Below are 21,501 nucleotides of genomic sequence, written 5' to 3'. Positions count from 1 at the left end.
TCGGAGGCTTTTTTTATTTACCAAACAAAATTAAACTGTATGAAATTTTTACAATTGATGTTGATCAGCTGTTTGATTTGCTTCAACACATCTGCCCAAAAAAATAATTTAATTGGCACTTGGTCGGGAAAAATATATGATGAATACGATTTAATTTGGGATGTAAAAGTGGTTATATCTGGCAGCAGCAGTGCTGAAATTTATTTGTATGATGAGGCAAAATCAAAATACATTTCCTACCTCAGCGACCCACGTTTTAATGGACAAAAACGCAGTGTGAGTTTTCAATCGCAAGAAAACTTTGGTACTTTAACCCTCAGTTATGAAAGCAGTGTAACAGGTAAAGGGCAGTCTGTATACAATATGATATATGACGATAAAGAAGCGGCATTATCATGCCTTTGGTCAAACAACAGTGTACCATTTAACGAAACCAGTAAATCAATAGGTGTTGGCTATTTATATAATAGTACTACCAAGTTTTATTACAGTGGTACTAATTTAGTGGTGGGTGGACAATCATACAGTTACATTAAAATAAGTGAAATTAAACGTACCGAAAAAAGTACAGTAATTACATTTAAAGTAGATAACACCACTTCAAAAAATATTGTGGGCACTTTTCACGAACCCGGTCATAAAACTGCTTTTTACATTACTGACGAAAACAGAAGTACCAAGTACAAATTAATAGGGAGCGACTTAAGTTTACCTTATCAAATAGATGTGGCTCCTAATAAAACAAAATACATTTCACTGATATTTGAACCTATTCCTACAAAAATGACTTTAATCAACGTTTTTGAAGGCGGCGAAGGTGAAAACTTATGGAAGTTTTTTGATGTTAGGTTGAAAGATTAATACCAACATCAATTTTATTTATACAAAGCGTACGCACTTTTGTGTACGCTTTTTTGTGTCAGTTTCATTTTGATTGGTGTAAATTTGAAGCATGTCATTTTTAGCAGTTACGGATGTTTGTTCAATACCTTATGATGCAAGTTTTGCTGTAAAAAATATCTCCTTTACACAACAAGCCATGGAACATGTGGCAATTATTGGCGAAACAGGTTCGGGCAAATCAACCTTATTAAAAATGATTGGAGGATTGTTACAGCCACAATCAGGCAGCATTATTTTTCAAAACAACATTGTTCGTGGGCCCGACTGGCAGCTGATACCCGGCGAAAAAGGTATGGCCTATTTATCGCAACACTATGAGCTGCGTAACAATTACAAAATGGAAGAACTGTTGGCTTATGCCAATGAAATGAGCGATGATGAAGCTGCTACCCTTTTTAAAATTTGTCGCATTGATCATTTATTAAAACGCAATTCGTACCAATTATCGGGTGGCGAAAAACAGCGTATTGCATTAGCAAGGTTATTGGTAAGTAAACCTACATTGTTGTTACTTGATGAACCTTATAGCAACCTCGATTTAATTCATACCAATATATTAAAACAAGTGGTTACTGATGTGTGTAAGCAATACAACATCACTACCATTATTACCTCACACGACCCTGCTGATATTTTACCTTGGGCTGATAAAGTGGTGGTGTTGCAAAAAGGCAGTTTGGTACAAATTGATCATCCTACCCATTTGTACAACAACCCCAATAACGAATATGCTGCGGCATTGCTAGGTGCGTATAATTATTATGAAAACGAAGCTGCTGCATTAATTGCCGCAACCCTTGGGCTACATTTACAAAAGAAGGATTTATTGATTCGGCCAGAAAAAATAGCCATTCAAAAAGCAACGGATACAGCAGCCAACGCATTTGTAAAAACTGTTCAATTTTATGGCCATTATTATATAGTAACTGTAAGTATTAATGGCCTAACCATGCAATGTTTTACAACGCAAGGCAACTTTATATTAGGTGAAAACGTAAAAGTAGCTGCCATTAATAATGGTGCATTATAAGAAATAGCCACTCAACCAATTTTAATATTTTTTAGCAGAAAAAACTTGTGGTAAAACGAAAATAATCGTACAATTGCATACGAAATACATCGTATTATGCAACCAACAAAGCAAATAAAGCCTACAGAGAGCGAATTAGAGATATTAAGTGTACTATGGGATAAAGGTGCCGCAACCGTACGTGCCGTGCATGAAGTGCTTACCCAATCGAAAGAAGCTGGCTATACCACTACTTTAAAATTGATGCAAATTATGCATGAGAAAGGTTTGGTTACACGAAATACTGATAGTAAAACACATATTTACATACCAGCGGTTAATAAAGAACAAACACAAACACAATTGGTAAACAAGCTCATTAATAATGTGTTTGCAGGTTCACCAGCCGATTTAGTGATGCAGGCCTTGGGCGGACACACCACCACCACAGAAGAACTTAATAAAATAGAAGCATTTATTGCCACCTTAAAAGCAGCAAAATAAAATAGCGATGGGCTTTTTTTATTCTTTTTTAATGGCGTTATTATTAAGCATGGTACAAGCTGCCGCTTTGGTATTGCTGTATGTTTTATTTCAAACCATCGTAAAAAACAAGCATGCACATCAAAATACCCAATTGTTGTACAGTTTAATAATTATTCAATTGTTGAGTACAGCACTCACTTTTTATTGTTTGTATACGCAACAAGCTTTTACTGAAATTTCTTTGGAAACATTAGGCATTAGCCATCAAGCACAAACATGGGTTCAACAAAGTGCCCCTTGGTTGGTAAGTTTATATTGTATTGTAGTGCTCTTTAAAATGGTGCAAATAAGTGTAAAGTGGCGGCAGTTTCAACAAAATGTACATCAGCAATTAACTAAACCACCGGTAGCAATAAGATTGTTTACGCAATTAAAAAGTTTAGAGTTAGGTATACTTCCGAAGGTACAAGTATGGCTATCAAACCACATCATCACACCTATTACTTATGGTTTTTTAAAACCAGTGATCGTTTTACCTATTGCGTTACTCAATCAATTATCAACACAAGAGGTTGAATCAATTATTGTACATGAGCTCACCCATATAAAAAACAACGATTATATTTTTAATTGGATGTTGATTGTTGTTGAAACCTTATTTTGTTTTAACCCATTTGTACAATTTCTTATTAATAAAATAAAGCTAGAGAGAGAGTTACAATGCGATACGCAGGTAATTCATTTTAAATACGATGCTGTTGATTATGCACAAACACTTTTAAAAATTGCAACTTACCAAACAGCCACACCTAGTTTTCAATTAAAAGCTGTACAACATTCGCAACAATTATTACAAAGAATTCAGTTTTTTAATAACAGTCGTTATGTAAATGCAGCACCAAAACGTAGGCTGTATGTACTACCCGTATTAGCTTTTACAGTATTGTGCAGTTTGAGTGTGGTTCAATTTTTTGAAAAAGAAACTTTAATTGAAAATTTGTGGGTTGCGCCATCTCCAATAAACAACCCAGAATTGGTGAATAATAATAGTGCTGAATATAAAAGAGCTGTAACACTACCAACATCACCTACAACCAATACATTAGCAAGTAAACAAACGCAAACAAGCATAAAAAAAGCCATCAGTAAAAATGCTGAAATGGTTGCATTAACTAATGCTAATGAAAATTTTATACCTGTTGCATTAAATGAAACACCAGATAGTTCAAAGTTGTTTATTTATGACATTGAAACACCAAAAGGTAAGGTGAAACAAGTGTATCAATTAACATTGGTACAAGGAGTTTGGCAATACAAAAATATTGTTACTGTGTTTGAAACTGCACCTGATAGTGTAATGAAAGTTAAGCTAGATACTATAAAAACAACCGTAACTGCGTTTCAGTAAAAATAACATTTCCATTTTTTACGAGTAAATTTAATTTCTTATTTAGTAAGTACGCACCAACGCATATCATTTTATTAAGTTAGATATTTGTGGTACATGTCATTAAAACTCACCTCAAAACGACCATGGAATAGGGTTGATTTACCAGTGTACGCTGTAAGTAGCAATGGTACAAAACCCAATATGCATATTTGCACCTATGTAAGTGCCGTAAGTATGCAACCCAAACGCATAATGGTGGCTTTGTACGAAGGCACTCAAACCCTTGCCAATGTTGAGCTTGATAAACATTTTGTTTTACAACTATTGGCACCTTCTCAGTATTTATTGGTGAATGTATTGGGAAAGCAATCGGGTAAAAACATTGATAAAATAAGCAGGTTACAAAAGCGACAATTAATAGATGAATGGGAAGGATTTTCCATTTTAAAAGAAGCATTAGCTGTAATGCATTTACAAGTTGTAAATGATATGGAAGGCGGCGACCATCATTTATTTGTTTGTGATGTAATAGCATATAAAAATTTAAACAACGGTAACGCATTAACTACCTCTATACTAAATGAAAAAGGCATCATCAGAATCTAAAGAATTATCAATTGTTGATATTGATAGAATTATTGAAATGGCTTGGGAAGATAGAACTCCTTTTGAAGCTATTTTATTTCAATTTGGTTTAGCCGAAAGTGATGTTATTGCATTGATGCGGAAAAACCTAAAACGCAGCAGTTTTAACCTTTGGCGTAAGAGAGTGAACAGTGGGGTAAGTCAAAAACATTTATCGAAACGCAGTGCCGATATTACCCGTTTTAAATGTGCTTTACAACGAAATATAACTTTAAATAAAATCAGTAAAAGACGATGAGTGTACCAGTAGCGTATGATTTTCCTACAGATTTGGAAAGCATAGAAGCAAGAATTGATGCGATTGATCCGATTAAATACGGCAAAACAAGAAACTATATTGACGGTGATGTTACCTATTTATCGCCTTACATATCAAGAGGTGTTATTAGTACCAAATATGTAAAAGATAAAATTTTGGCGAAGGGGTATAAAACTTATCAAATTGAAAAATTTTTACAAGAACTTGCTTGGAGAGATTATTGGCAAGCCTTGTGGCAACACCATGGTAATGGAATTTTGCATGATTTAAAACAACCGCAGCCAGACGTTCAAAACAATCAAATTTCAGCTGCCCTCATTCACCATAAAACAGGTATTGAAGCAATAGATTATTACATTGAACAATTGTATGCACAAGGCTATATGCACAATCATGTACGTATGTATGTTGCCAGTATTGCATGTAATATTGCTAAAAGCCATTGGTTAGTTCCTGCAAATTGGTTGTATTACTATTTATTAGATGGCGATGTTGCTAGTAACCATTTAAGTTGGCAGTGGACCTGCGGTGCAGCATCATCCAAAAAATATTACTGTAATCAAGAAAACATTAGCAAGTTTACCAATAGTCGTCAAGTACGGTCGTTCATGGCACATGATTATGATACTATTGCAACAATGCCCATACCTGATATTTTAAAAGCAACTACCCTACCTGAATTTATTACTGAATTACCAGAAAATACCAATTTAAAAATAGATACTTCGTTGCCAACATGTGTATACAATAGCTATAACCTCGACCCTTTTTGGCACGAACATGAAAAAATGAACAGGGTTTTGTTGTTAGAGCCTGACCATTTCAAGAAACATCCTGTAAATAAAAAGGTTATAGATTTTGTTATTGGTTTATCAAAAAATATTGATGGTATTCAGGTGTACGTAGGTTCATTTAATGACATTGTACAACAATATGAAGGCGCACTACATCAAATTTTTTATAAAGAACACCCTGCTTTTAAGCATTACAAAGGCATTTGCGAAATTAGAGATTGGTTAAACCCAGCTGCAAAAGGCAACTTCAACTCATTTTTTCAATATTGGAAAATAGTTTCAAAACAAATTAAATAGTAATACTTAAAGCCCTGTTGAAATAAACATTACATATATAATTAGCTTTTAATTTTTATGTTTTACGAAAACCAACTTTGTTAAAAATTCGTAAATCAACTAAAATATTAAAAACTATATTATGCTATCAAACAAATTTTCAAAAAACCTAATACGAGTATCATTAGGTTTAGTAATTGCAGGTACGGCTTTAGTGGGATGTGATAAAAATGATGCAGTGGTTACACCAACTCCAACCCCAGCTGCCAGACCAAACCAAGTGTTTTATGCCTTAACAAACGACAATAAAGTTGTAATGTACAATGCACAAACAGCTGAAACTGCTGGTACAACATTAAATGTAACGGGTTTACAAGCTGGTGAACGTTTATTGAGCATTGATTTTAGACCATCAACTGGTCAATTATATGCATTAGGTAGTTCAAGCAGAATTTATTTTATTGATTTAAACAGTGGTGCAGCTACTGCGCCTAATATCAACGCTTTTACACCTGCATTAGTAGGAACAATTGCTAATATAGATTTTAATCCTACAGTTGATAGAATTAGATTAGTAACCAATAGTGGTCAAAATTTACGTTTAAATCCTGAAACAGGCGCAACTGCTGCTGTTGATGGTGTAATAAATGGTGGTAGTAACCCTGCTATTAATTCAATTGCATATACCAATAACAATGCAACAGCTACTGCTACCGAATTATATGATATAGATGCTACAACTAAAAAATTATACAAGCAAAACCCACCTAATAATGGTACACTTACAGAAGTAGGTACCATTCCGGTAAACTTTCAAGATAAAGCTGGTTTTGATATTAATGCAGATAATTCTGTAGCCTTAGCAACATTTGTTGTAGGTGGTGTAACAAAACTTTATACTATTGATTTAGCAAATGCCAATGCAACTTTTTTAGCAAATATGGCTGATGGTATAATTGATATTGCAATACCAACATTACCCGTTGCCTATGCTACAACAGCTATGGGTGGCTTACAAGTGTTTAATCCTTTAGTAGCTAATAGTGCGGTTACAAGAACCATTACAGGATTAGGTGCTGGTGAGTCAATCTTAGGCATTGATTTCCGTCCGGTTAATGGTCAATTATACGGAATTGCTGCTACTGCTGCTGGTGCTGCTAAATTATACACTTTCAATTTAGCAACTGGTGCTGCTACTGGTATTGGTGCTGGCTTTAATATTGGTGCAGGTATTACTGCTGCTGGTTTTGATTTTAACCCTACTGTTGATAGAATTCGTTTTGTTGCAAACAATGGTGCAAACTTACGTTTAAACCCTAACGATGGTTCCATAGCAGCTACAGATTTATCGTTAAACCCAGGTACTCCAATGGTTACAAGTGCAGCGTATACAAATAATTTTGCTGGTACTACTAGCACAGTTTTATATGTTGCAGATGCCACAACATTGTATATACAAAATCCACCTAATAATGGAACTTTAGTTCCTGTTGGTCCATTAGGTATTACTGTAGGTGCAAATAATGGTTTTGATATTGGTGGTAGAAGTAACAGTGCATTTGCAATACACACGGTAGGTACTGCTACAAAAGTGTACACAATCAATTTAGCAACTGGTGCAGCAACAGCTGGGGTTGATTACCCTAACGCTGTTACAGGTATGGCTGTAGGATTAGGTTTTTAATAATCAATCAATCATATACTTAAAAAGCCGATTGACAAGCAATCGGCTTTTTAATTTCATAGAAATTCTAAGGTTATGTAGTTATTGTGATTGTACTAATCTGTTTCTTCTAAAAAAAATATATCCTCTACCCTTTTATTAAACAACTTTGCTATTTTAAGAGCCAACACTGTTGAGGGTACATATTTATTTAACTCCATTGCATTAATGGTTTGTCTACTCACTGCAATTTTAGTGGCAAGCTCTTGCTGCGTAATATTTAAAATTGCCCTTTCAATTTTTATTTTATTCTGCATATTTTAATATATGAGCATTTTTAAAGAGCAAGTAATGAAATCTAATTATAAAGATGATGAGCACCGTATACATATTATACAACATCACATTAATAAATGCAATATCATAAACTATAATAAAACCAACGAGTAACAAAATGTAATTAATAAATACGGCCCATATTAAAGATGAGAGCCTCATTTTAGCAATAAATTCATCTTCAATTTTTTCTTTCGAAAATGCTACTAACATGCATCCAATTAAAAAGGCAGCACCTATAATGGTGTTAGTGAAATTGACAGATACATTGGAGAAATAACCACTACTTGATAATGTTGGAAAAATAGATACCATTGTACCATTGAGCAATGGCGATTCATAATCAGTAAAAATTATTATGAGGCCCATTATAAATGATGGAACCGCTATTAACCAACCTATTTTTTTGTAACGATGTGGAAACAATATCATAAATATAAATTTTATTAAAAGTAATAAATTATTTACAATATGTAAAATAAACTTTACTAAAAGTAAAATATTTAAGTCAATTTAAACAAATATTAGGGATTAAAAAAGACCTTACTAAAGGAGTAAAGTCTTTTTTAATAATATTATGAGAAAAGTTAGTTGCTAAAAAATATTTCTCGGACAAGCATCACTGTATTTATTACCTAATGTAAAACCTATAACAAACTCATGCGTATTGCCAGTATATGTACGCAAACGAGTGTTGGTAGCCACTTCGTAACTATAGCTAACATTAACCGTATTTGAAAAATTATACCCAGCCATTGCAGAATAACCAGCAATAAAATCAGAATAGCGGTAGCTAGCACCCACCCATGCTTGATCTCTATATTGTAATTTGGCATTGGTATGCACCCCTAGTAATTGGGGTTGCCAATATTGCAAACTAACTGATGGTACTACTGTAAAATTTTCACCTGCAGTAAATCTATATCCTACAGTTGCAAAATAATTGGGTGTGTAGTAAGTACCATACTTGTTATTGGTAGTAAACTTTGCCTTTGCTGGTACAATATTTAAAACAGATATACCTGCAAAATATTTGGCTGAATACAGCCACAAACCAGCACCTATTTCTGGTTTTACTTTTCGTAACTCACCAGTAGCTACGCCAATTGCCGGATCTTGTGTATCACCATTAGGGAAAGTAGCCTTGGTGGCATCTAAATTAATACCCGACATACCAAGATTAAAACCAGCTGCCAATGTTGTTCTTACACCAATTGGTTTATGATAGGCGTAGGTTGCAGAAACTGTCCAGCGGTTAATATAACCTGCTTTATCAGTAACTGCATAAAAGCCTATTCCGTGGTGTGGATCAGGAGCAGTATAATCTTGCCAAAATTGTTTTCCTCTTGGGTTTTCACCGGGCACTGCAAATGAAGTGGCATTGGTTCTATAATCTGATTTACCTAGAGGACCTTGTACACTTACATAAGTAGTATTGGGTGCCCCTCCTATGCCCGTCCATTGGTTTCTATTACTAATTTTGATATCAGTATAATTTTCAATACCTGCTAATGCCGGATTTAGTATATAGTTATTTAAAATATATTGCGAATAAGCAGGTTTTGCTTGTGCATTTACCTCACTTGAAACATATACTAATAATAATATAAAAACAAACAACTTCTTCATAATTCATGTTGCTTTTAAGCAATTTTGATAAATGTAAGCATAAAGTCACATAGGTAAACTTCTACTTAACAATAGTAACATAACCTGTTATCGGTTTTCTACCATTACCCGGTTCAATAATATAGTAGTACGTATCAAATGGTAATGCTTGTCCATTTTTGGTACCATCCCATGGCCTATTATAACCTCTTGATTCAAATACCAATTGACCAGTTCTTGTAAAAACTTGCACCCTATTTTGAGGGTAAGTGAACAAATACTTTATTTCCCAAGTATCATGCACACCATCATTATTTGGTGTGAAAGTATTAGGTATTTGAGGAAATTTTAAAACTTTAATAAATACTTCATCAAACCTACTACAACCTCCTTCGGCAGTTACCGTTAACCTATAAGTAATATCATTTATTGGTTGTGCCAAAGGCTGTAATAAAGTATTGTTATTAATGTTAGCAGGCGCAGGTGTACCCGTCCACAAATACGTTAAATTATTACCTGTAGCTACACCTTGCAAAGTATACACACCTCCTTCTAAAACAAACCCATCTGCCCCTGCATTTACAGTAGGATAAGGATATACCCTGTATGTTCTGATGGTATCATCAACACAACCAAAACTATTGGTTACGGTTAATTTTACGTTATATGTACCTGCCGTACTGTATAAATGAGGTGGTTGTGTTTGCCCTGTTGTAACATTTGTATTATCGCCGTAACTCCATTGCCAATTGCTTAAACTACCTGCTGTTGGCAAACTTTGATCTATTAACGTTACAGTTTGTGCTTCACAAATACTCGGTACACTAAATGCAAATGAAGCAACTGGTGCAGGTTTTATAGTATTAACCGATTTAATAACCGTATTAGAACAACCCGTTAAACCTGATGTTGCTACTAATTGCACATCAAATGGACCAACATTTGTATAAATATGTGATGGATTTATGGCTGTACTCATTTCATTTGGTGAGGTTGATGGTACATTAAAGTTCCAACTGTACGTCCAATCACTCAAATTAGGAGTGGTATTAGTGAATTGAATATTAGCTTGTGGCAAACAAGCATTGTTGGTAAAAGTGAAATTTGGTTGTGGTTGTGGGTTCACTGTAAACGTAACTGGTTTTGGTAAACTATTACAACCATCGCCTGTAACTACTGTTAAGGTAGCTGTTACACTACCAGCGGTTGTATAGGTATGTGTTTTAGGATTACCATCAGTAAATGTTTGTATGGGTGAACCATCACCCCAGTTGTAGATCCATTGAGTAATAGTGCCTGCATTTGAGGTTGACGATTGATTAAATGTAATTGCTCCATTTTGACAGGTAGGTAATACAGGTGCAAAATTAGCAACGGGTGCTTCTAATACTTTTACCTGACTCGTTTTAACATCTGTACAGCCAAAACTTGATGTATAAGTGTATGTAATAGTATGTGTCCCTACCCCAGCTGTTATTGGGTTAAATACACCTGATGGTGATACGCCCACTCCACTATAACTACCGCCTGGAGGGCCACTTACGGTTCCACTTACAGTAGCTTGTGTTAATTGAACAGTTCCATTATTTAAACATACATCAGGTATTGCACCAAAGCTTACAAGTGGTGTAGCATGCACCGTAATGGTTTGCACAAAATCATCAACACATGTTGCACCAGAATAAGCCAAATACCTAATAGTATAAGTTTGATCTGTTTGCAAAGCAGGATAATTATGGCTGTATATTTCATTTGGTGTAGGTACATCATCCGTTTCTATTACAGTTGGTGCAGCCACATTATCCCAAATTATCTGCACTTTTACGGTACTACCTACATTCACAACACTATTGTCTTGTATTTGTACAGCTGTATTTGAACATAAGTTAGCACTATTTAAAACAGTAAAACCAGCCACAGGAACACTTCCATTAACAGTAAATGTTTGCGATTTTGTTGCCTTACATCCTGTATTGGTGGTTACAATTAATGTTACCGTTTTAGGGCCGGTTGTGGTGTATGTATGCGTAGGATTTTGTGCAGCCGGTGTACTACCCGTTACTACGTTAGTTGGAGAACCCACATCACCAAAATTCCATTCCCAAAATACTATACTACCCCCTACTACTGAACTGGTATCGGTGAATTGTGCTGTAGCATCTTGCAAACAAACTTCAGGATCAATAAAACCAGCAATAGGAGTATTATTTATTGTAATGGATTGTGTAAACAACGCACTTTCACAACCCTTATCAGAAATCGTTTTAAAAGTAACCACTTTAATACCTGCAGTAGCATAATTCACCACAAAAGGATTATTATCAGTTCGTATTACTGTTCCATTACCATCACCATAATCCCATACCCATTGAACAATATTACCTGTGCTGATGCTTGATGATGGGGTGAATGTTACATCTTTATTAGTACAAAATGGCGTACTTATTGTAAAACTTGCTGTTGGTTTTGGGTTGATGATTACCACAGCTACCCCCGTTTGGGTTTGTATACAGTTGGTAGTACTTGACTCTCTAACACTTACCAAATTATAATTAAAGGTACCAGCAACACTTGTAGGTACTGCCACCGTTACGCTATTACCCGTGGTGGTGGTAACTGTTTGATTGGCACCGCCATTAATATTATAAGTGAAAGTATACGGAGCAACACCACCAGCAGCTGTAAAAGTAACATTTGGAGCTACTGCGTTTAAGCAAACTTCTGTTGAACCAGCAATAGTAGCCGTAGGTAATGGGTTTACAATAATGGTAGCAGTACCAGCCTGAGTTTGGGTACATAAAGTAGATGATGCATCTACAACACTTATTAAATTATAAGCATAAGTACCAGCAACATTGGTTGGCGCATTTACACTAACACTATTGCCACTAGTAGTTGTAATAGTTTGATTAGCACCTCCGTTAATATTGTAAGTAAAGGTGTAAGGGGCTGTGCCATTTGCCGCTGTAAATGTAACAAGGGGTGCTGTTGCATTTTGACATACTGTTGCATTACCAGTAATAGCAGCCGTTGGTACAGGATTGATACGTACAGTGATATTACTACCTGTAATAGGTGTTACACATGTTGTAGGACCCGTATTTGATACACTTAATAGATTGTATACAAAAGTACCACTGGTTGTCATTGGTACTGAAAGTGTTGCAACATTTGAAGTAGCACCTGTAGTTATAGTTTGAGTAGCACCGCCATTGATATTATAAGTAAAGGTAAATGGTGCGTTACCATTGGTTGCAGTAAAGGTTACAATTGGTGCTGTAGCATTTTGACAAACCGTTGCGTTACCAGTAATAGTGGCTGTTGATACCGCTTGCACTTGTACCACTGCATTGCCTGTAGCGGTTTGCGTACATTGTGTTACAGATGCATCTTTTACTGAAACTAATGCATAAGTAAAAGTACCAACCGTATTTGTTGGTGCTGCCACAGTTACACTATTACCTGATACGGTACTAACTGTTTGGTTGGCACCACCGTTAATTGTGTACGTAAAAGTATAAGGTGCTGTACCATTTGCACCAGTAAAAGTAATGTTTGGTGCAGTAGTATTTTGACAAACTGCTGTTGTACCCGTTATGGTGGCTGTTGGTAATGGATTTACTACAACAGTTGTACTTGCCCCAGAAACAGGAAATGAACAAATACTCGAACCGGTATTTTGAACATTGGTTAGTGTGTACACAAAACTACCCGGTGTACTTGTTGGTGCAGCTAAAGTAACGGTTGTTGCACTACCTATGGTAGAAATGGTTTGTGCAGCACCGCCATTAATTGTATAAGTAAAAGTATAAGGAGGTATACCACCTGTACCACTAAAAACAATATTAGGACCAGTTGCATTTTGACAAATTGTACTGCCGCCAGAAATGCTTGCTGTTAGGTTTGCAGGCACATTCACAGTTTGCGATAAAGTATCACTCAAGCAGCCAGGTGTAGTAATACTTGCAAAACGTACAATATGTGGCCCTGTTGTGGCAAACACATGCGTTGGATTTTGTAAATTAGAAAAATTTGCCGCCCCACTAGCAGGGTCACCAAAATCCCAATACCATTTATAATTTGGTTTTACAGTTGCAGTCGCATCTTGAAACTGTACTGTTTCAGCTATACAACCAGGTTGGTTAAATGTAAACCCTGCTACTGGCGGATTAGATACCTCTAAATCAAAATTAATTTCTTGTAATGAACCACACCCATCAGTTCCACTTGTAGTTGCGGTAATATTTACAGGAAAAACACCTACCGTATTATAAGTATAAAATGTAGGTAGCGAATACCAATAAATAGTTCTTCCATTAACAACAGTAACGGAGTCGTTTGCCAAAGGTTGTCCTGCTACACCTACTTGCGAAGTATTGGTTTGTTGCCCATTAAAATTCCAATCGAGTTGCAGTGGTTCATAGGGTAAAGATATTTTAAATTTAAAAGGAGCGCCGGTACATACAGAAGGCGAAGTTTCAATACCATATTGTGTAGAAACCCCAATTTGCTGATACAAATCTTTCACATTGGTACCTGCGGAGTAACCATACGTTTCTGCATTGCTGTAGCCGTATGCCAAAGCATTAAAGCCCGAGTCAGATGCTAGTGAGTGGCTCGTTTCCGTAACATTTGAAAGATATAGATATGAATACGTAGGATCATTAGGATGAGGCAACCAAGTAGCTGTTGCAGGAATAGGTGCATTATCAAACCTGAATGATGAAATAGCAGTACCTTGATTCTTCATAATAATATGAAGATGATGCTGATGAGCAGTATTTGCTGCCAATAAATTTGAACTTACTAAAGTTACCTTATTAATATTTTGCTCAACAGGGTTTAAAACAATCATATCAGGATCATACGGCGAAACGTTACCCAAACAACCCTGAGAAGTAAAATATTGCGTAACTGAAATGGGCAAATCAGCCGTTATTTTGTTGAATAATGTATTATTAAATTGATAATAACCATTTGTAAAAGATGCTGATGGTATTAAAACGCCATTTAAAAAAACATTAGCTGTAGGACTAGAACGTAAAATTCTATAAAAATTATTGGTGCGACCAAAACTTGGAGCGGTTAAGAAGCTTTTACCCCATGATGCTACAGGGTATAATTGTTGGTACAAATTATCAGCACTGCCTCCATTACAACCTAATGATAATTTACCACTTCCCGAAAAAACAGCTATTCTTTTACAACCACTTGTTCCAGATGCGATTGACCTTATAGATGTTCCAGATAAGTCAACACCATTATTACCGGTTGTTGTACCCAATACTTGATAAACCTGCCCCCTATTTAAGTTAATAGTATTTACACTGCCAATTGCCCAACCGCCCTGTGTTGGTGCCGTAGGTATAATCTCTACACTTGTATTATCTTCTACCCCTACAATAGTAATATAAGAAGCGGAATTTGCTTCATTAGAAACCTGCGTATAACTCATTGCATAATATTGTTTACCCAAAACGTTTGTTGGTAAACACAATGTTGCTGCACTTGCCTGAGCCCTTGTTATGAATGAGTATACTACAATCGGACTAACAGCTGTAATATGAATGGCTTTATTATTAAAAGTTCCGTCGCCATTTATAAAATAGGTATTGGGGATCGTTACATTATTTACTCCGTTGGCAATGATCGTTCCTGTTGAAATAACCGGACCACCAAAAATTTCAACCGTGTAGGTAGTAGTAACATCTGAAGTAATATTTAAAGTCATCGATGGCGCCCCCCCGGTATTATTTACCATACCAACATGGTAGCTGTATGCCAACCAAAACTCCTTACCCTTATTTGAAAAATTTTGTGCAAAACTATGAATGCCTAAAAAAGACAATATTAAAACGAGTAGTAAATTTTTTCTCATCAGAAACAGTAGACTTTATAAAATTAGTAAGCAGTGCAGTTGTAATTAGACTTTCGAATTTACTAAAAAGTTTCCTCAGCCAATAAAAAAATATTAAAAAGATCATATTCTTTAAAAACAGGCTTAAAACTATCCCCGAATAAAAATTCAAAAATTCACGTCAAATTGTCAAAAATTTAAAATCCTATTTTTTGAATAACAATTTATAAAAACGAAAAATGACATTTTTTCACCTGATAAAGTGTGCATGTTATAGGGTAAAAATCTTTTAAAATTTCATAAAATATCAATAGGCATATGTAGCATTCATTTTCAATTTTTAGCCCAAATTTCGAAAATTAACCAATAGTAATAATATAAAAATACTAAATACATAAATTTTAATAAATTAATTATTCATATATACATTATATATTATTGTAAATCAATTATTTATTATTAATTTAATTATTATTTTACCATTTTAATAATAACAGCTTATAATTATATTTTTTTTACGAATATTTGGTACAAATAATTTAATTGAAATAATATATAAACATAATTTATATATTGTAAAACAAATATTTATATAATATTTTTACAACTACAAAAATTAGCTATAAAATTATATAAAGTAAAATGTAAGATATTGTTTATTTACTCATTTATTTAGTTGAATTTTAAATGAAAGTAAAAATAAGAATTGCTCCCCTCACCTTATTTTTGTAAATTGAATTAAATTTATGATGTAATGAAAAAAGGCTTCACTTCTACCATCGTTGTAATGTTGATAATGGTTTTGTTTTCGTCATCTTGTCAGCAACCAAAGGAGTTGGTTTTTAAGGAATATAATGGGCTTACTGTTGACCAATTGTCATTTGCAGGTGCTGCACTCAAGGTAAATTTGGTGTATTACAACCCTAATAATTTTGGTTTACAGCTCAATAGAACCGACCTTGATATTTATGTAGACAGTACATTTTTAGGTCACTCGAGTCAAGATATTCAAATTGCTATCCCAAAAAGAGACAATTTTACCATACCGCTCAAAGTTGATTTAGACTTAAAAAACCTTTTAAAAAATGGCATCACAAGCCTTTTTAACAAAGAAGTAGCCATCAGATTGGTAGGTACTGTAAAAGTGGGAAAGGCAGGTATATATAAAAGTTTTCCGGTAGATTATACATCAAAGCAAAATTTTTCAGTGTTTAATTAAAAAAATTATTAAATTAGACTTGTAATTATTAATACGTACTTCTCCCTTTATACCCGTTATACAAAAATTACGAAATCAAACTGTTTAAAGAATACGAAGTATGTTGTCCGTTTAGGATAATATTTACAAACGTCAATTAATTCCGACAACAGCGTTCAAATTATGTAAGGTAGGACATAGCGTTGAACTATGTATTATTTCAACATTCATGTAATAAACATACTTATGAAACGAATTTTTAATTTAACAGCCGTATTTTTTTGTCTTTCAACTATCCTATTTTCTTGCAAAAAAGAAAAAAATGAAAATTTTGTTACCGAAAGTAGCCAAGCTTACACCTACAAAAACAAGCTATCTGAAGCAAGGCCGCCAGTTGGTGGTGGAGGTGGTGAATGCCAAACTTATAATTATAATTTGAGATATTATCCAAACTTGAGCCCATTAAGTATTTCGCCTACAATAACTAGTTATAATTTTGTATACGATGTTTTTTACGATGTTCCATGTGGCGGTGTAGAATATATTGTAAGTGGTACAAATTGGAATTCAGTGTATCCAAAAACCCAAGCAGGTTATGATGCAATGTTTCCTAGTAATGGAGTATGGGGTTGGTTGGTTAGGACAGATGGTTACAACACCATGATATTTGCCCCAACAAATTGGGTGATTGAAAAATTTGGGTCTTTAACAAATTTTGGAAACCACGTTGCGCTAGCACAAGGTAACACTCAAACATTTCCTTCTGATGAATAATTCGAATAAATAAATAAAATAAAAAGTGCTTACAATTTTACATGTAAGCACTTTTTATTAGCTATTATATTATGGTTTGGGAGGCGTTGCTGTAACAGGAGCAGGCTTACAAATTGGAGGTAATTTTTTGTAAACATCTGGGTCGGCAGCTACATCTCCAGCATCAAAACCTGCGTTTGCAATCATGGTTTTTATTTGTTCTATATCCGTTCTATCGGTTATCCAGGCAACTGTGGTGGTTCGTTTTTTTACATCTACCTTGTACGAAATAATACCATATTGTTTAAAAAGTGCTTTCTCTACCCTGTCTTTACAAGCATCATTTATGACCGTTGGTGTACTTATGATGGCTTTATCATTCACTTTTGTCTGCGCTTGTACATTCATTTTAAACGCAAATATTGCTAAGAATGCCATTCCAATCAATTTCATAATTTCTGTATTTAAGTAATTAATTAATGTGCGTTAAAACTACTTTATTTACCCCAAGTAGCTGGTTGCTCTCTCCAATTTAACAATGATTTTAATTGCTCATCGGTTAAAGTACCCTTGGCTTGAGCATGGGCAATCAACGATTCGTAATTGCTTAATGAATATAATTTAATGCCTGCTTCAGCAAAAGCTTCGCTTGCTTGAGGAAAACCATAGTTAAAAATAGATACCATTCCTTCTATAATCAACCCCTCTTTTTGCAATACTTTACATACTTCTAAGCTGCTTTTTCCGGTTGAAATAAGGTCTTCCACTACTACAACTGTTTGTCCTTTTTCATACATTCCCTCAATTTGATTGCCCATGCCATGCTCTTTTGGCTTCGGACGAACATACATAAAAGGTAATTTTAGTTGATCAGCAGCCATTGCTCCCCATGAAATACCAGCAGTTGCAACACCTGCTATGGCTTCAGCACCAGCAAATTGCTCAAAAATAACTGCACACAATTCACTTTTAATAAAATCTCTTACGTAAGGGTAACCCAAGGCACGCCTGTTATCACAATAAATTGGACTTTTCCAGCCACTAGCCCAAGTGTAAGGGTACTCAATATTCAGTTTTACAGCATTTATTTGCAACAATTTTTCAGCAATAGCTTCAGCAGCAGATGTCATATATGTATCATTATTTAAACAAAGATAATGTGTTCATTAAAGATTGTACCATCAATCAATTAATTTTACATTTCAAAATTATACCAATGCTGATTAAAATTTTTGTTGATGATAAACCCATCTACTTAACCAATAAATTGACGGATGAATTGAAAACTTTGTCTGAAAAAAAATCAGTAAAGGTTATAAAAAATGTAGCAACAATTGACGGATTATCTTATTATGATGATATAAAAAACAATACTACTACTGCCATTATTATAATAGCAGATGATGTGCCGCAGCTACAACAACAATTTTTTAAAGCATTTACCACTATTGAAGCCGCAGGTGGTATTGTACTTAACGAAAGCAAAGAAGTATTGTTTATTTATAGGCGTAACAAATGGGATTTACCGAAAGGGAAAGTTGAAAGCGGCGAAAGCCTAACCATAGCAGCAGCTAGAGAAGTAGAAGAAGAAACCGGCGTAAAAAACCTTCAATTAAAACGAAAAATTGGTGAAACCTATCATATTTATGAAGAACGTAACCAAACGATTGTTAAAATAAGTCATTGGTATTATTTTACCACAACATCACACCAAAAAACAACCCCACAAACTGAAGAAGATATCAGTGAAGTGAAATGGATAGCCACTAAAAACATCAAACAACCCATGGCTAATACCTATAAAAATATTAAAGAAATTATGTCGGTATTTTTTGATACGCCTTAAAAACTATATGCCTCTTTTATTGGCTAATATTGCCACCGTTAATCTGCTAATGCAAGCCAATTTTCCTTGAGCATCGTGTATTTTAATATCCCAAACATGCGTAGTGGCTCCTAAATGTACTTTTGTGGCGGTAGCAACCACCCGGCCCTCTCGTACGCTGCGTAAATGATTGGCATTAATTTCTAAACCTACACAAATGTATTTAGAGGGGTCTAATACCAAATATGAAGCAACACTCCCCACCGTTTCGGCCAATGCACAACTAGCTCCACCATGCAACAAACCATAAGGTTGCTTGGTACGCTCATCAACTGGCATACTCATTTTTAAATAATCAGGGCCTACTTCTTCCCATTGCATATCTAAATGGGTGCCAAGTGTATTACCTGTAATATGAAGATCGGCCAACTGTAAATCTTTATTAAACCAAATAGAATTACTTGCCACGTTTGATATTCTTTTTAATTGTTTTGTTTACCGCTTTAGGTAAAAAATTAGCTACATCACCGCCATTACGCAATACATCTCTCACCAAGGTTGATGCTACTGAGGTAAATTGAGGCAAACAGGTTAAAAACACCGTTTCAATATTTACAGCCAAACTGCGATTCATATCTGCAATGGCTTTTTCATACTCAAAATCATTAACATAACGTATACCACGTAAAATAAAATCGGCACCAATTTCTTTACAACAATCAACCGTTAATCCTTCATACACTATGGCCTCTACTTTATTATTATCTGCATAAATTTCTCTTAACCATTGTAAACGTTGCTCCTCACTATACATAGGCACTTTATTGATGTTTCTACCAATGCCTATCACTACTTTGTCAAATAACGGCAATGCCCTATTAATAATATCTGTATGCCCCAAAGTTACCGGATCAAATGTGCCCGGAAATAAACAAATACGCATAGGTGCTTTTTTTGATTTCATAATTATTGAGGCGATGCTAATAGATACAACGCAGCCATACGTACCGCTACGCCGTTTTCTACTTGATTTAATATGATAGAATATGGCCCATCAGCAACATCACTGTTTATTTCAACACCCCTATTAATGGGGCCAGGGTGCATAATCACAATTTCTTTTTGAAGACTATTCAACACTTTTTGTGTAACACCGTAACTTAAATTATACTCACGTAAGGTTGAAAAAAGTACCTTTTTTTGTCGCTCTAATTGTATACGCAACACATTGGCTACATCGCACCATTGGAGGGCTTCTTGTAAATTATAACAAACTTGTACGCCCAATGCTTGCTCAATATATTTTGGTATGAGAGTAGGCGGACCAGCCACCATAACATCAGCACCCATTTTTTTTAATAAATAAATATTACTCAAAGCTACCCTGCTGTGCATAATATCACCCACCAGCACAATTTTTTTACCTTGCAACGTACCTAGTTTTTCTTGTATGGAAAAGGCATCTAACAAAGCTTGTGTGGGGTGCTCATTGGTGCCATCACCAGCATTTACAATAGCTGTATTAGGCAAATGTTGTGATAAAAAGTGGGCAGCGCCACTAGCTTGATGGCGCATGACCACCATATCCACCTTCATGCTCAAAATATTATGTACGGTATCTAACAAGGTTTCTCCTTTTGAAACAGATGATGCCGATGCACTGAAGTTAATAGTATCTGCCCCTAGCCTTTTTTGTGCTAACTCAAATGAAATTCTGGTACGGGTGCTATTTTCATAAAACAAGTTTACAATGGTAACATCTCTGAGCGATGGTACTTTTTTTACAGGACGTTGTAATACTTCTTTAAATTGAGTGGCGGTGGTTAAAATGAGGGAAATATCTTCCTTAGAAAGTTCTTTAATGCCTATTAAATGTTTAGTGGATAGTTGCATTAAGCAGCGAAGCTAAAGTAAAAAATATAAATTATCAAGAATTCAAAAAATAAATGAGTGGGCTAATTTTAATAAATAACCACTTCGCCTGTTTCTTTTACCACTTTCACTTTTTGTTCAAATGCACCATCAATTACTTTACCGCAATAATCTGGTTGTATAGGTAATTCTCTATCAAAACGCCTGTTTACCAATACACACAAAGCTACTTTTTGTGGCCTACCAAAATCTTGCAAAGCATCTAAAGCGGCTCTAATGGTACGCCCCGTATACAAAACATCATCAATCAAAATCACTTTTTTGCCTTCAATGTTAAAAGGAATATTTGTTGTATTAGGCATATGTATAGCAGTACGTACATCATCTCTATAAAATGTAATATCCAATACGCCGTATTGAATTGGTTGTGTTGGACACAACAATTGCACCTGCTCCACAATTTTTTCGCTAATATAAATACCCCTCGGCTGCAACCCTATAAAAATGGTATTTGCCAAGGGTTCATCGTTTTCGATAAGCTCTTGCGCCAACCTTTTTATAATTAATTGTAGCTGTGGTGCCGTTAGTAATAATTGCATGTTGTTATTTTGCTATAGCAATATTATT

General features: G+C 34.9%; 21 protein-coding genes. 11 read left to right on the top strand and 10 right to left on the bottom strand.

The genetic code is table 11. From position 1 onward, the window contains the following. The first annotated feature begins 39 nt into the window (after window positions 1–39). The 8 genes from ACFOWM_RS00430 (at window position 40) to ACFOWM_RS00395 (ending at window position 7,446) form a co-directional block, all read left to right on the top strand. Window positions 40–861 carry a hypothetical protein gene (locus ACFOWM_RS00430; RefSeq protein ID WP_379705466.1) on the top strand — a complete coding sequence of 274 codons (822 nt, stop codon included), beginning with the start codon at window positions 40–42 and terminating at the stop codon, window positions 859–861. A gap of 91 nt (window positions 862–952) precedes the next feature. After that, a complete protein-coding gene (locus tag ACFOWM_RS00425; protein ID WP_379705463.1) occupies window positions 953–1,933 on the top strand; it encodes an ABC transporter ATP-binding protein in 981 nt (326 codons plus the stop codon). Window positions 1,934–2,029: 96 nt separating this feature from the next. Further along, entirely contained in the window at window positions 2,030–2,416 is a 387-nt protein-coding gene (locus ACFOWM_RS00420) for a BlaI/MecI/CopY family transcriptional regulator (RefSeq protein WP_379705460.1), read from the top strand. A 7-nt stretch (window positions 2,417–2,423) separates the two neighbouring features. Beyond that, a complete protein-coding gene (locus tag ACFOWM_RS00415; RefSeq protein WP_379705457.1) occupies window positions 2,424–3,806 on the top strand; it encodes a M56 family metallopeptidase in 1,383 nt (460 codons plus the stop codon). A 96-nt stretch (window positions 3,807–3,902) separates the two neighbouring features. Next, window positions 3,903–4,394: a flavin reductase family protein gene (locus ACFOWM_RS00410; protein ID WP_379705454.1), complete on the top strand. Its 492-nt coding sequence runs from the start codon at window positions 3,903–3,905 to the stop codon at window positions 4,392–4,394. After that, a complete protein-coding gene (locus ACFOWM_RS00405; protein ID WP_379705451.1) occupies window positions 4,369–4,671 on the top strand; it encodes a TIGR03643 family protein in 303 nt (100 codons plus the stop codon). Before ACFOWM_RS00410 ends, ACFOWM_RS00405 begins: the two co-directional genes overlap by 26 nt. After that, the gene (locus ACFOWM_RS00400) at window positions 4,668–5,783 is read left to right on the top strand and encodes an FAD-binding domain-containing protein (protein ID WP_379705449.1); all 1,116 of its coding nucleotides are present in this window, start codon (window positions 4,668–4,670) and stop codon (window positions 5,781–5,783) included. Before ACFOWM_RS00405 ends, ACFOWM_RS00400 begins: the two co-directional genes overlap by 4 nt. A gap of 121 nt (window positions 5,784–5,904) precedes the next feature. Further along, a complete protein-coding gene (locus ACFOWM_RS00395) occupies window positions 5,905–7,446 on the top strand; it encodes a DUF4394 domain-containing protein (RefSeq protein WP_379705446.1) in 1,542 nt (513 codons plus the stop codon). 95 nt (window positions 7,447–7,541) lie between these two features. On the opposite strand, the gene ACFOWM_RS00390 is transcribed toward ACFOWM_RS00395, so the two are convergent. The 4 genes from ACFOWM_RS00390 to ACFOWM_RS00375 all read right to left on the bottom strand — a co-directional run bounded on the left by ACFOWM_RS00390 (window position 7,542) and on the right by ACFOWM_RS00375 (window position 15,247). Continuing rightward, a complete protein-coding gene (locus ACFOWM_RS00390) occupies window positions 7,542–7,742 on the bottom strand; it encodes a helix-turn-helix transcriptional regulator (protein ID WP_379705442.1) in 201 nt (66 codons plus the stop codon). Then, window positions 7,732–8,193, bottom strand: a complete 462-nt coding sequence (locus ACFOWM_RS00385) for a hypothetical protein (RefSeq protein ID WP_379705439.1) — start codon at window positions 8,191–8,193, stop codon at window positions 7,732–7,734. Before ACFOWM_RS00385 ends, ACFOWM_RS00390 begins: the two co-directional genes overlap by 11 nt. A gap of 162 nt (window positions 8,194–8,355) precedes the next feature. Then, window positions 8,356–9,390, bottom strand: coding sequence for a PorP/SprF family type IX secretion system membrane protein (locus ACFOWM_RS00380; RefSeq protein WP_379705436.1), 1,035 nt, complete (start codon window positions 9,388–9,390; stop codon window positions 8,356–8,358). Between the two features lie 61 nt (window positions 9,391–9,451). Then, window positions 9,452–15,247 carry a PKD domain-containing protein gene (locus ACFOWM_RS00375; protein WP_379705434.1) on the bottom strand — a complete coding sequence of 1,932 codons (5,796 nt, stop codon included), beginning with the start codon at window positions 15,245–15,247 and terminating at the stop codon, window positions 9,452–9,454. 733 nt (window positions 15,248–15,980) lie between these two features. On the opposite strand from ACFOWM_RS00375, the gene ACFOWM_RS00370 reads away from it, so the two are divergent. Both ACFOWM_RS00370 and ACFOWM_RS00365 read left to right on the top strand, forming a co-directional pair. Continuing rightward, on the top strand, window positions 15,981–16,445 hold the full coding sequence (locus tag ACFOWM_RS00370) for an LEA type 2 family protein (protein WP_379705433.1): 465 nt from the start codon (window positions 15,981–15,983) through the stop codon (window positions 16,443–16,445). A gap of 225 nt (window positions 16,446–16,670) precedes the next feature. Next, window positions 16,671–17,198, top strand: a complete 528-nt coding sequence (locus ACFOWM_RS00365) for a hypothetical protein (protein WP_379705430.1) — start codon at window positions 16,671–16,673, stop codon at window positions 17,196–17,198. Between the two features lie 69 nt (window positions 17,199–17,267). On the opposite strand, the gene ACFOWM_RS00360 is transcribed toward ACFOWM_RS00365, so the two are convergent. Then, a complete protein-coding gene (locus ACFOWM_RS00360) occupies window positions 17,268–17,630 on the bottom strand; it encodes a heavy-metal-associated domain-containing protein (protein ID WP_379705427.1) in 363 nt (120 codons plus the stop codon). Between the two features lie 44 nt (window positions 17,631–17,674). Continuing rightward, entirely contained in the window at window positions 17,675–18,307 is a 633-nt protein-coding gene (gene pyrE, locus ACFOWM_RS00355) for an orotate phosphoribosyltransferase (RefSeq protein WP_379705423.1), read from the bottom strand. An 86-nt stretch (window positions 18,308–18,393) separates the two neighbouring features. On the opposite strand from pyrE, the gene ACFOWM_RS00350 reads away from it, so the two are divergent. Further along, window positions 18,394–19,023, top strand: a complete 630-nt coding sequence (locus ACFOWM_RS00350; RefSeq protein WP_379705420.1) for an NUDIX hydrolase — start codon at window positions 18,394–18,396, stop codon at window positions 19,021–19,023. 3 nt (window positions 19,024–19,026) lie between these two features. On the opposite strand, the gene ACFOWM_RS00345 is transcribed toward ACFOWM_RS00350, so the two are convergent. From ACFOWM_RS00345 to pyrR, 4 genes are all read right to left on the bottom strand, one after another. Then, on the bottom strand, window positions 19,027–19,470 hold the full coding sequence (locus ACFOWM_RS00345) for a hotdog fold thioesterase (protein ID WP_379705417.1): 444 nt from the start codon (window positions 19,468–19,470) through the stop codon (window positions 19,027–19,029). Beyond that, window positions 19,460–19,966, bottom strand: coding sequence for a pantetheine-phosphate adenylyltransferase (coaD, locus tag ACFOWM_RS00340; RefSeq protein ID WP_379705414.1), 507 nt, complete (start codon window positions 19,964–19,966; stop codon window positions 19,460–19,462). The genes ACFOWM_RS00345 and coaD overlap by 11 nt, the downstream gene beginning before the upstream one ends. Window positions 19,967–19,968: 2 nt before the next feature. Next, the gene (locus tag ACFOWM_RS00335) at window positions 19,969–20,895 is read right to left on the bottom strand and encodes an aspartate carbamoyltransferase catalytic subunit (RefSeq protein WP_379705411.1); all 927 of its coding nucleotides are present in this window, start codon (window positions 20,893–20,895) and stop codon (window positions 19,969–19,971) included. A 68-nt stretch (window positions 20,896–20,963) separates the two neighbouring features. Continuing rightward, window positions 20,964–21,473 carry a bifunctional pyr operon transcriptional regulator/uracil phosphoribosyltransferase PyrR gene (gene pyrR, locus ACFOWM_RS00330; RefSeq protein ID WP_379705408.1) on the bottom strand — a complete coding sequence of 170 codons (510 nt, stop codon included), beginning with the start codon at window positions 21,471–21,473 and terminating at the stop codon, window positions 20,964–20,966. Window positions 21,474–21,501: the final 28 nt, after the last annotated feature.

This window comes from Ferruginibacter yonginensis, assembly GCF_042651465.1.
In the GTDB taxonomy this organism is placed as follows: Bacteria; Bacteroidota; Bacteroidia; order Chitinophagales; family Chitinophagaceae; genus Ferruginibacter; species Ferruginibacter yonginensis.
The sequence above is the reverse complement of the archived record's forward strand: the minus strand, read 5'-3'. Positions and strand labels throughout refer to the sequence as shown.

What these genes read in the sequence shown, in the direction of transcription:
- ACFOWM_RS00430 (WP_379705466.1), top strand. Translation starts at nt 40, where the DNA reads ATGAAATTTTTACAATTGATGTTGATCAGCTGTTTGATTTGCTTCAAC.
- ACFOWM_RS00425 (WP_379705463.1), top strand. Translation starts at nt 953, where the DNA reads ATGTCATTTTTAGCAGTTACGGATGTTTGTTCAATACCTTATGATGCA.
- ACFOWM_RS00420 (WP_379705460.1), top strand. Translation starts at nt 2,030, where the DNA reads ATGCAACCAACAAAGCAAATAAAGCCTACAGAGAGCGAATTAGAGATA.
- ACFOWM_RS00415 (WP_379705457.1), top strand. Translation starts at nt 2,424, where the DNA reads ATGGGCTTTTTTTATTCTTTTTTAATGGCGTTATTATTAAGCATGGTA.
- ACFOWM_RS00410 (WP_379705454.1), top strand. Translation starts at nt 3,903, where the DNA reads ATGTCATTAAAACTCACCTCAAAACGACCATGGAATAGGGTTGATTTA.
- ACFOWM_RS00405 (WP_379705451.1), top strand. Translation starts at nt 4,369, where the DNA reads ATGAAAAAGGCATCATCAGAATCTAAAGAATTATCAATTGTTGATATT.
- ACFOWM_RS00400 (WP_379705449.1), top strand. Translation starts at nt 4,668, where the DNA reads ATGAGTGTACCAGTAGCGTATGATTTTCCTACAGATTTGGAAAGCATA.
- ACFOWM_RS00395 (WP_379705446.1), top strand. Translation starts at nt 5,905, where the DNA reads ATGCTATCAAACAAATTTTCAAAAAACCTAATACGAGTATCATTAGGT.
- ACFOWM_RS00390 (WP_379705442.1), bottom strand. Translation starts at nt 7,742, where the DNA reads ATGCAGAATAAAATAAAAATTGAAAGGGCAATTTTAAATATTACGCAG.
- ACFOWM_RS00385 (WP_379705439.1), bottom strand. Translation starts at nt 8,193, where the DNA reads ATGATATTGTTTCCACATCGTTACAAAAAAATAGGTTGGTTAATAGCG.
- ACFOWM_RS00380 (WP_379705436.1), bottom strand. Translation starts at nt 9,390, where the DNA reads ATGAAGAAGTTGTTTGTTTTTATATTATTATTAGTATATGTTTCAAGT.
- ACFOWM_RS00375 (WP_379705434.1), bottom strand. Translation starts at nt 15,247, where the DNA reads ATGAGAAAAAATTTACTACTCGTTTTAATATTGTCTTTTTTAGGCATT.
- ACFOWM_RS00370 (WP_379705433.1), top strand. Translation starts at nt 15,981, where the DNA reads ATGAAAAAAGGCTTCACTTCTACCATCGTTGTAATGTTGATAATGGTT.
- ACFOWM_RS00365 (WP_379705430.1), top strand. Translation starts at nt 16,671, where the DNA reads ATGAAACGAATTTTTAATTTAACAGCCGTATTTTTTTGTCTTTCAACT.
- ACFOWM_RS00360 (WP_379705427.1), bottom strand. Translation starts at nt 17,630, where the DNA reads ATGAAATTGATTGGAATGGCATTCTTAGCAATATTTGCGTTTAAAATG.
- pyrE (WP_379705423.1), bottom strand. Translation starts at nt 18,307, where the DNA reads ATGACATCTGCTGCTGAAGCTATTGCTGAAAAATTGTTGCAAATAAAT.
- ACFOWM_RS00350 (WP_379705420.1), top strand. Translation starts at nt 18,394, where the DNA reads ATGCTGATTAAAATTTTTGTTGATGATAAACCCATCTACTTAACCAAT.
- coaD (WP_379705414.1), bottom strand. Translation starts at nt 19,966, where the DNA reads ATGAAATCAAAAAAAGCACCTATGCGTATTTGTTTATTTCCGGGCACA.
- ACFOWM_RS00335 (WP_379705411.1), bottom strand. Translation starts at nt 20,895, where the DNA reads ATGCAACTATCCACTAAACATTTAATAGGCATTAAAGAACTTTCTAAG.
- pyrR (WP_379705408.1), bottom strand. Translation starts at nt 21,473, where the DNA reads ATGCAATTATTACTAACGGCACCACAGCTACAATTAATTATAAAAAGG.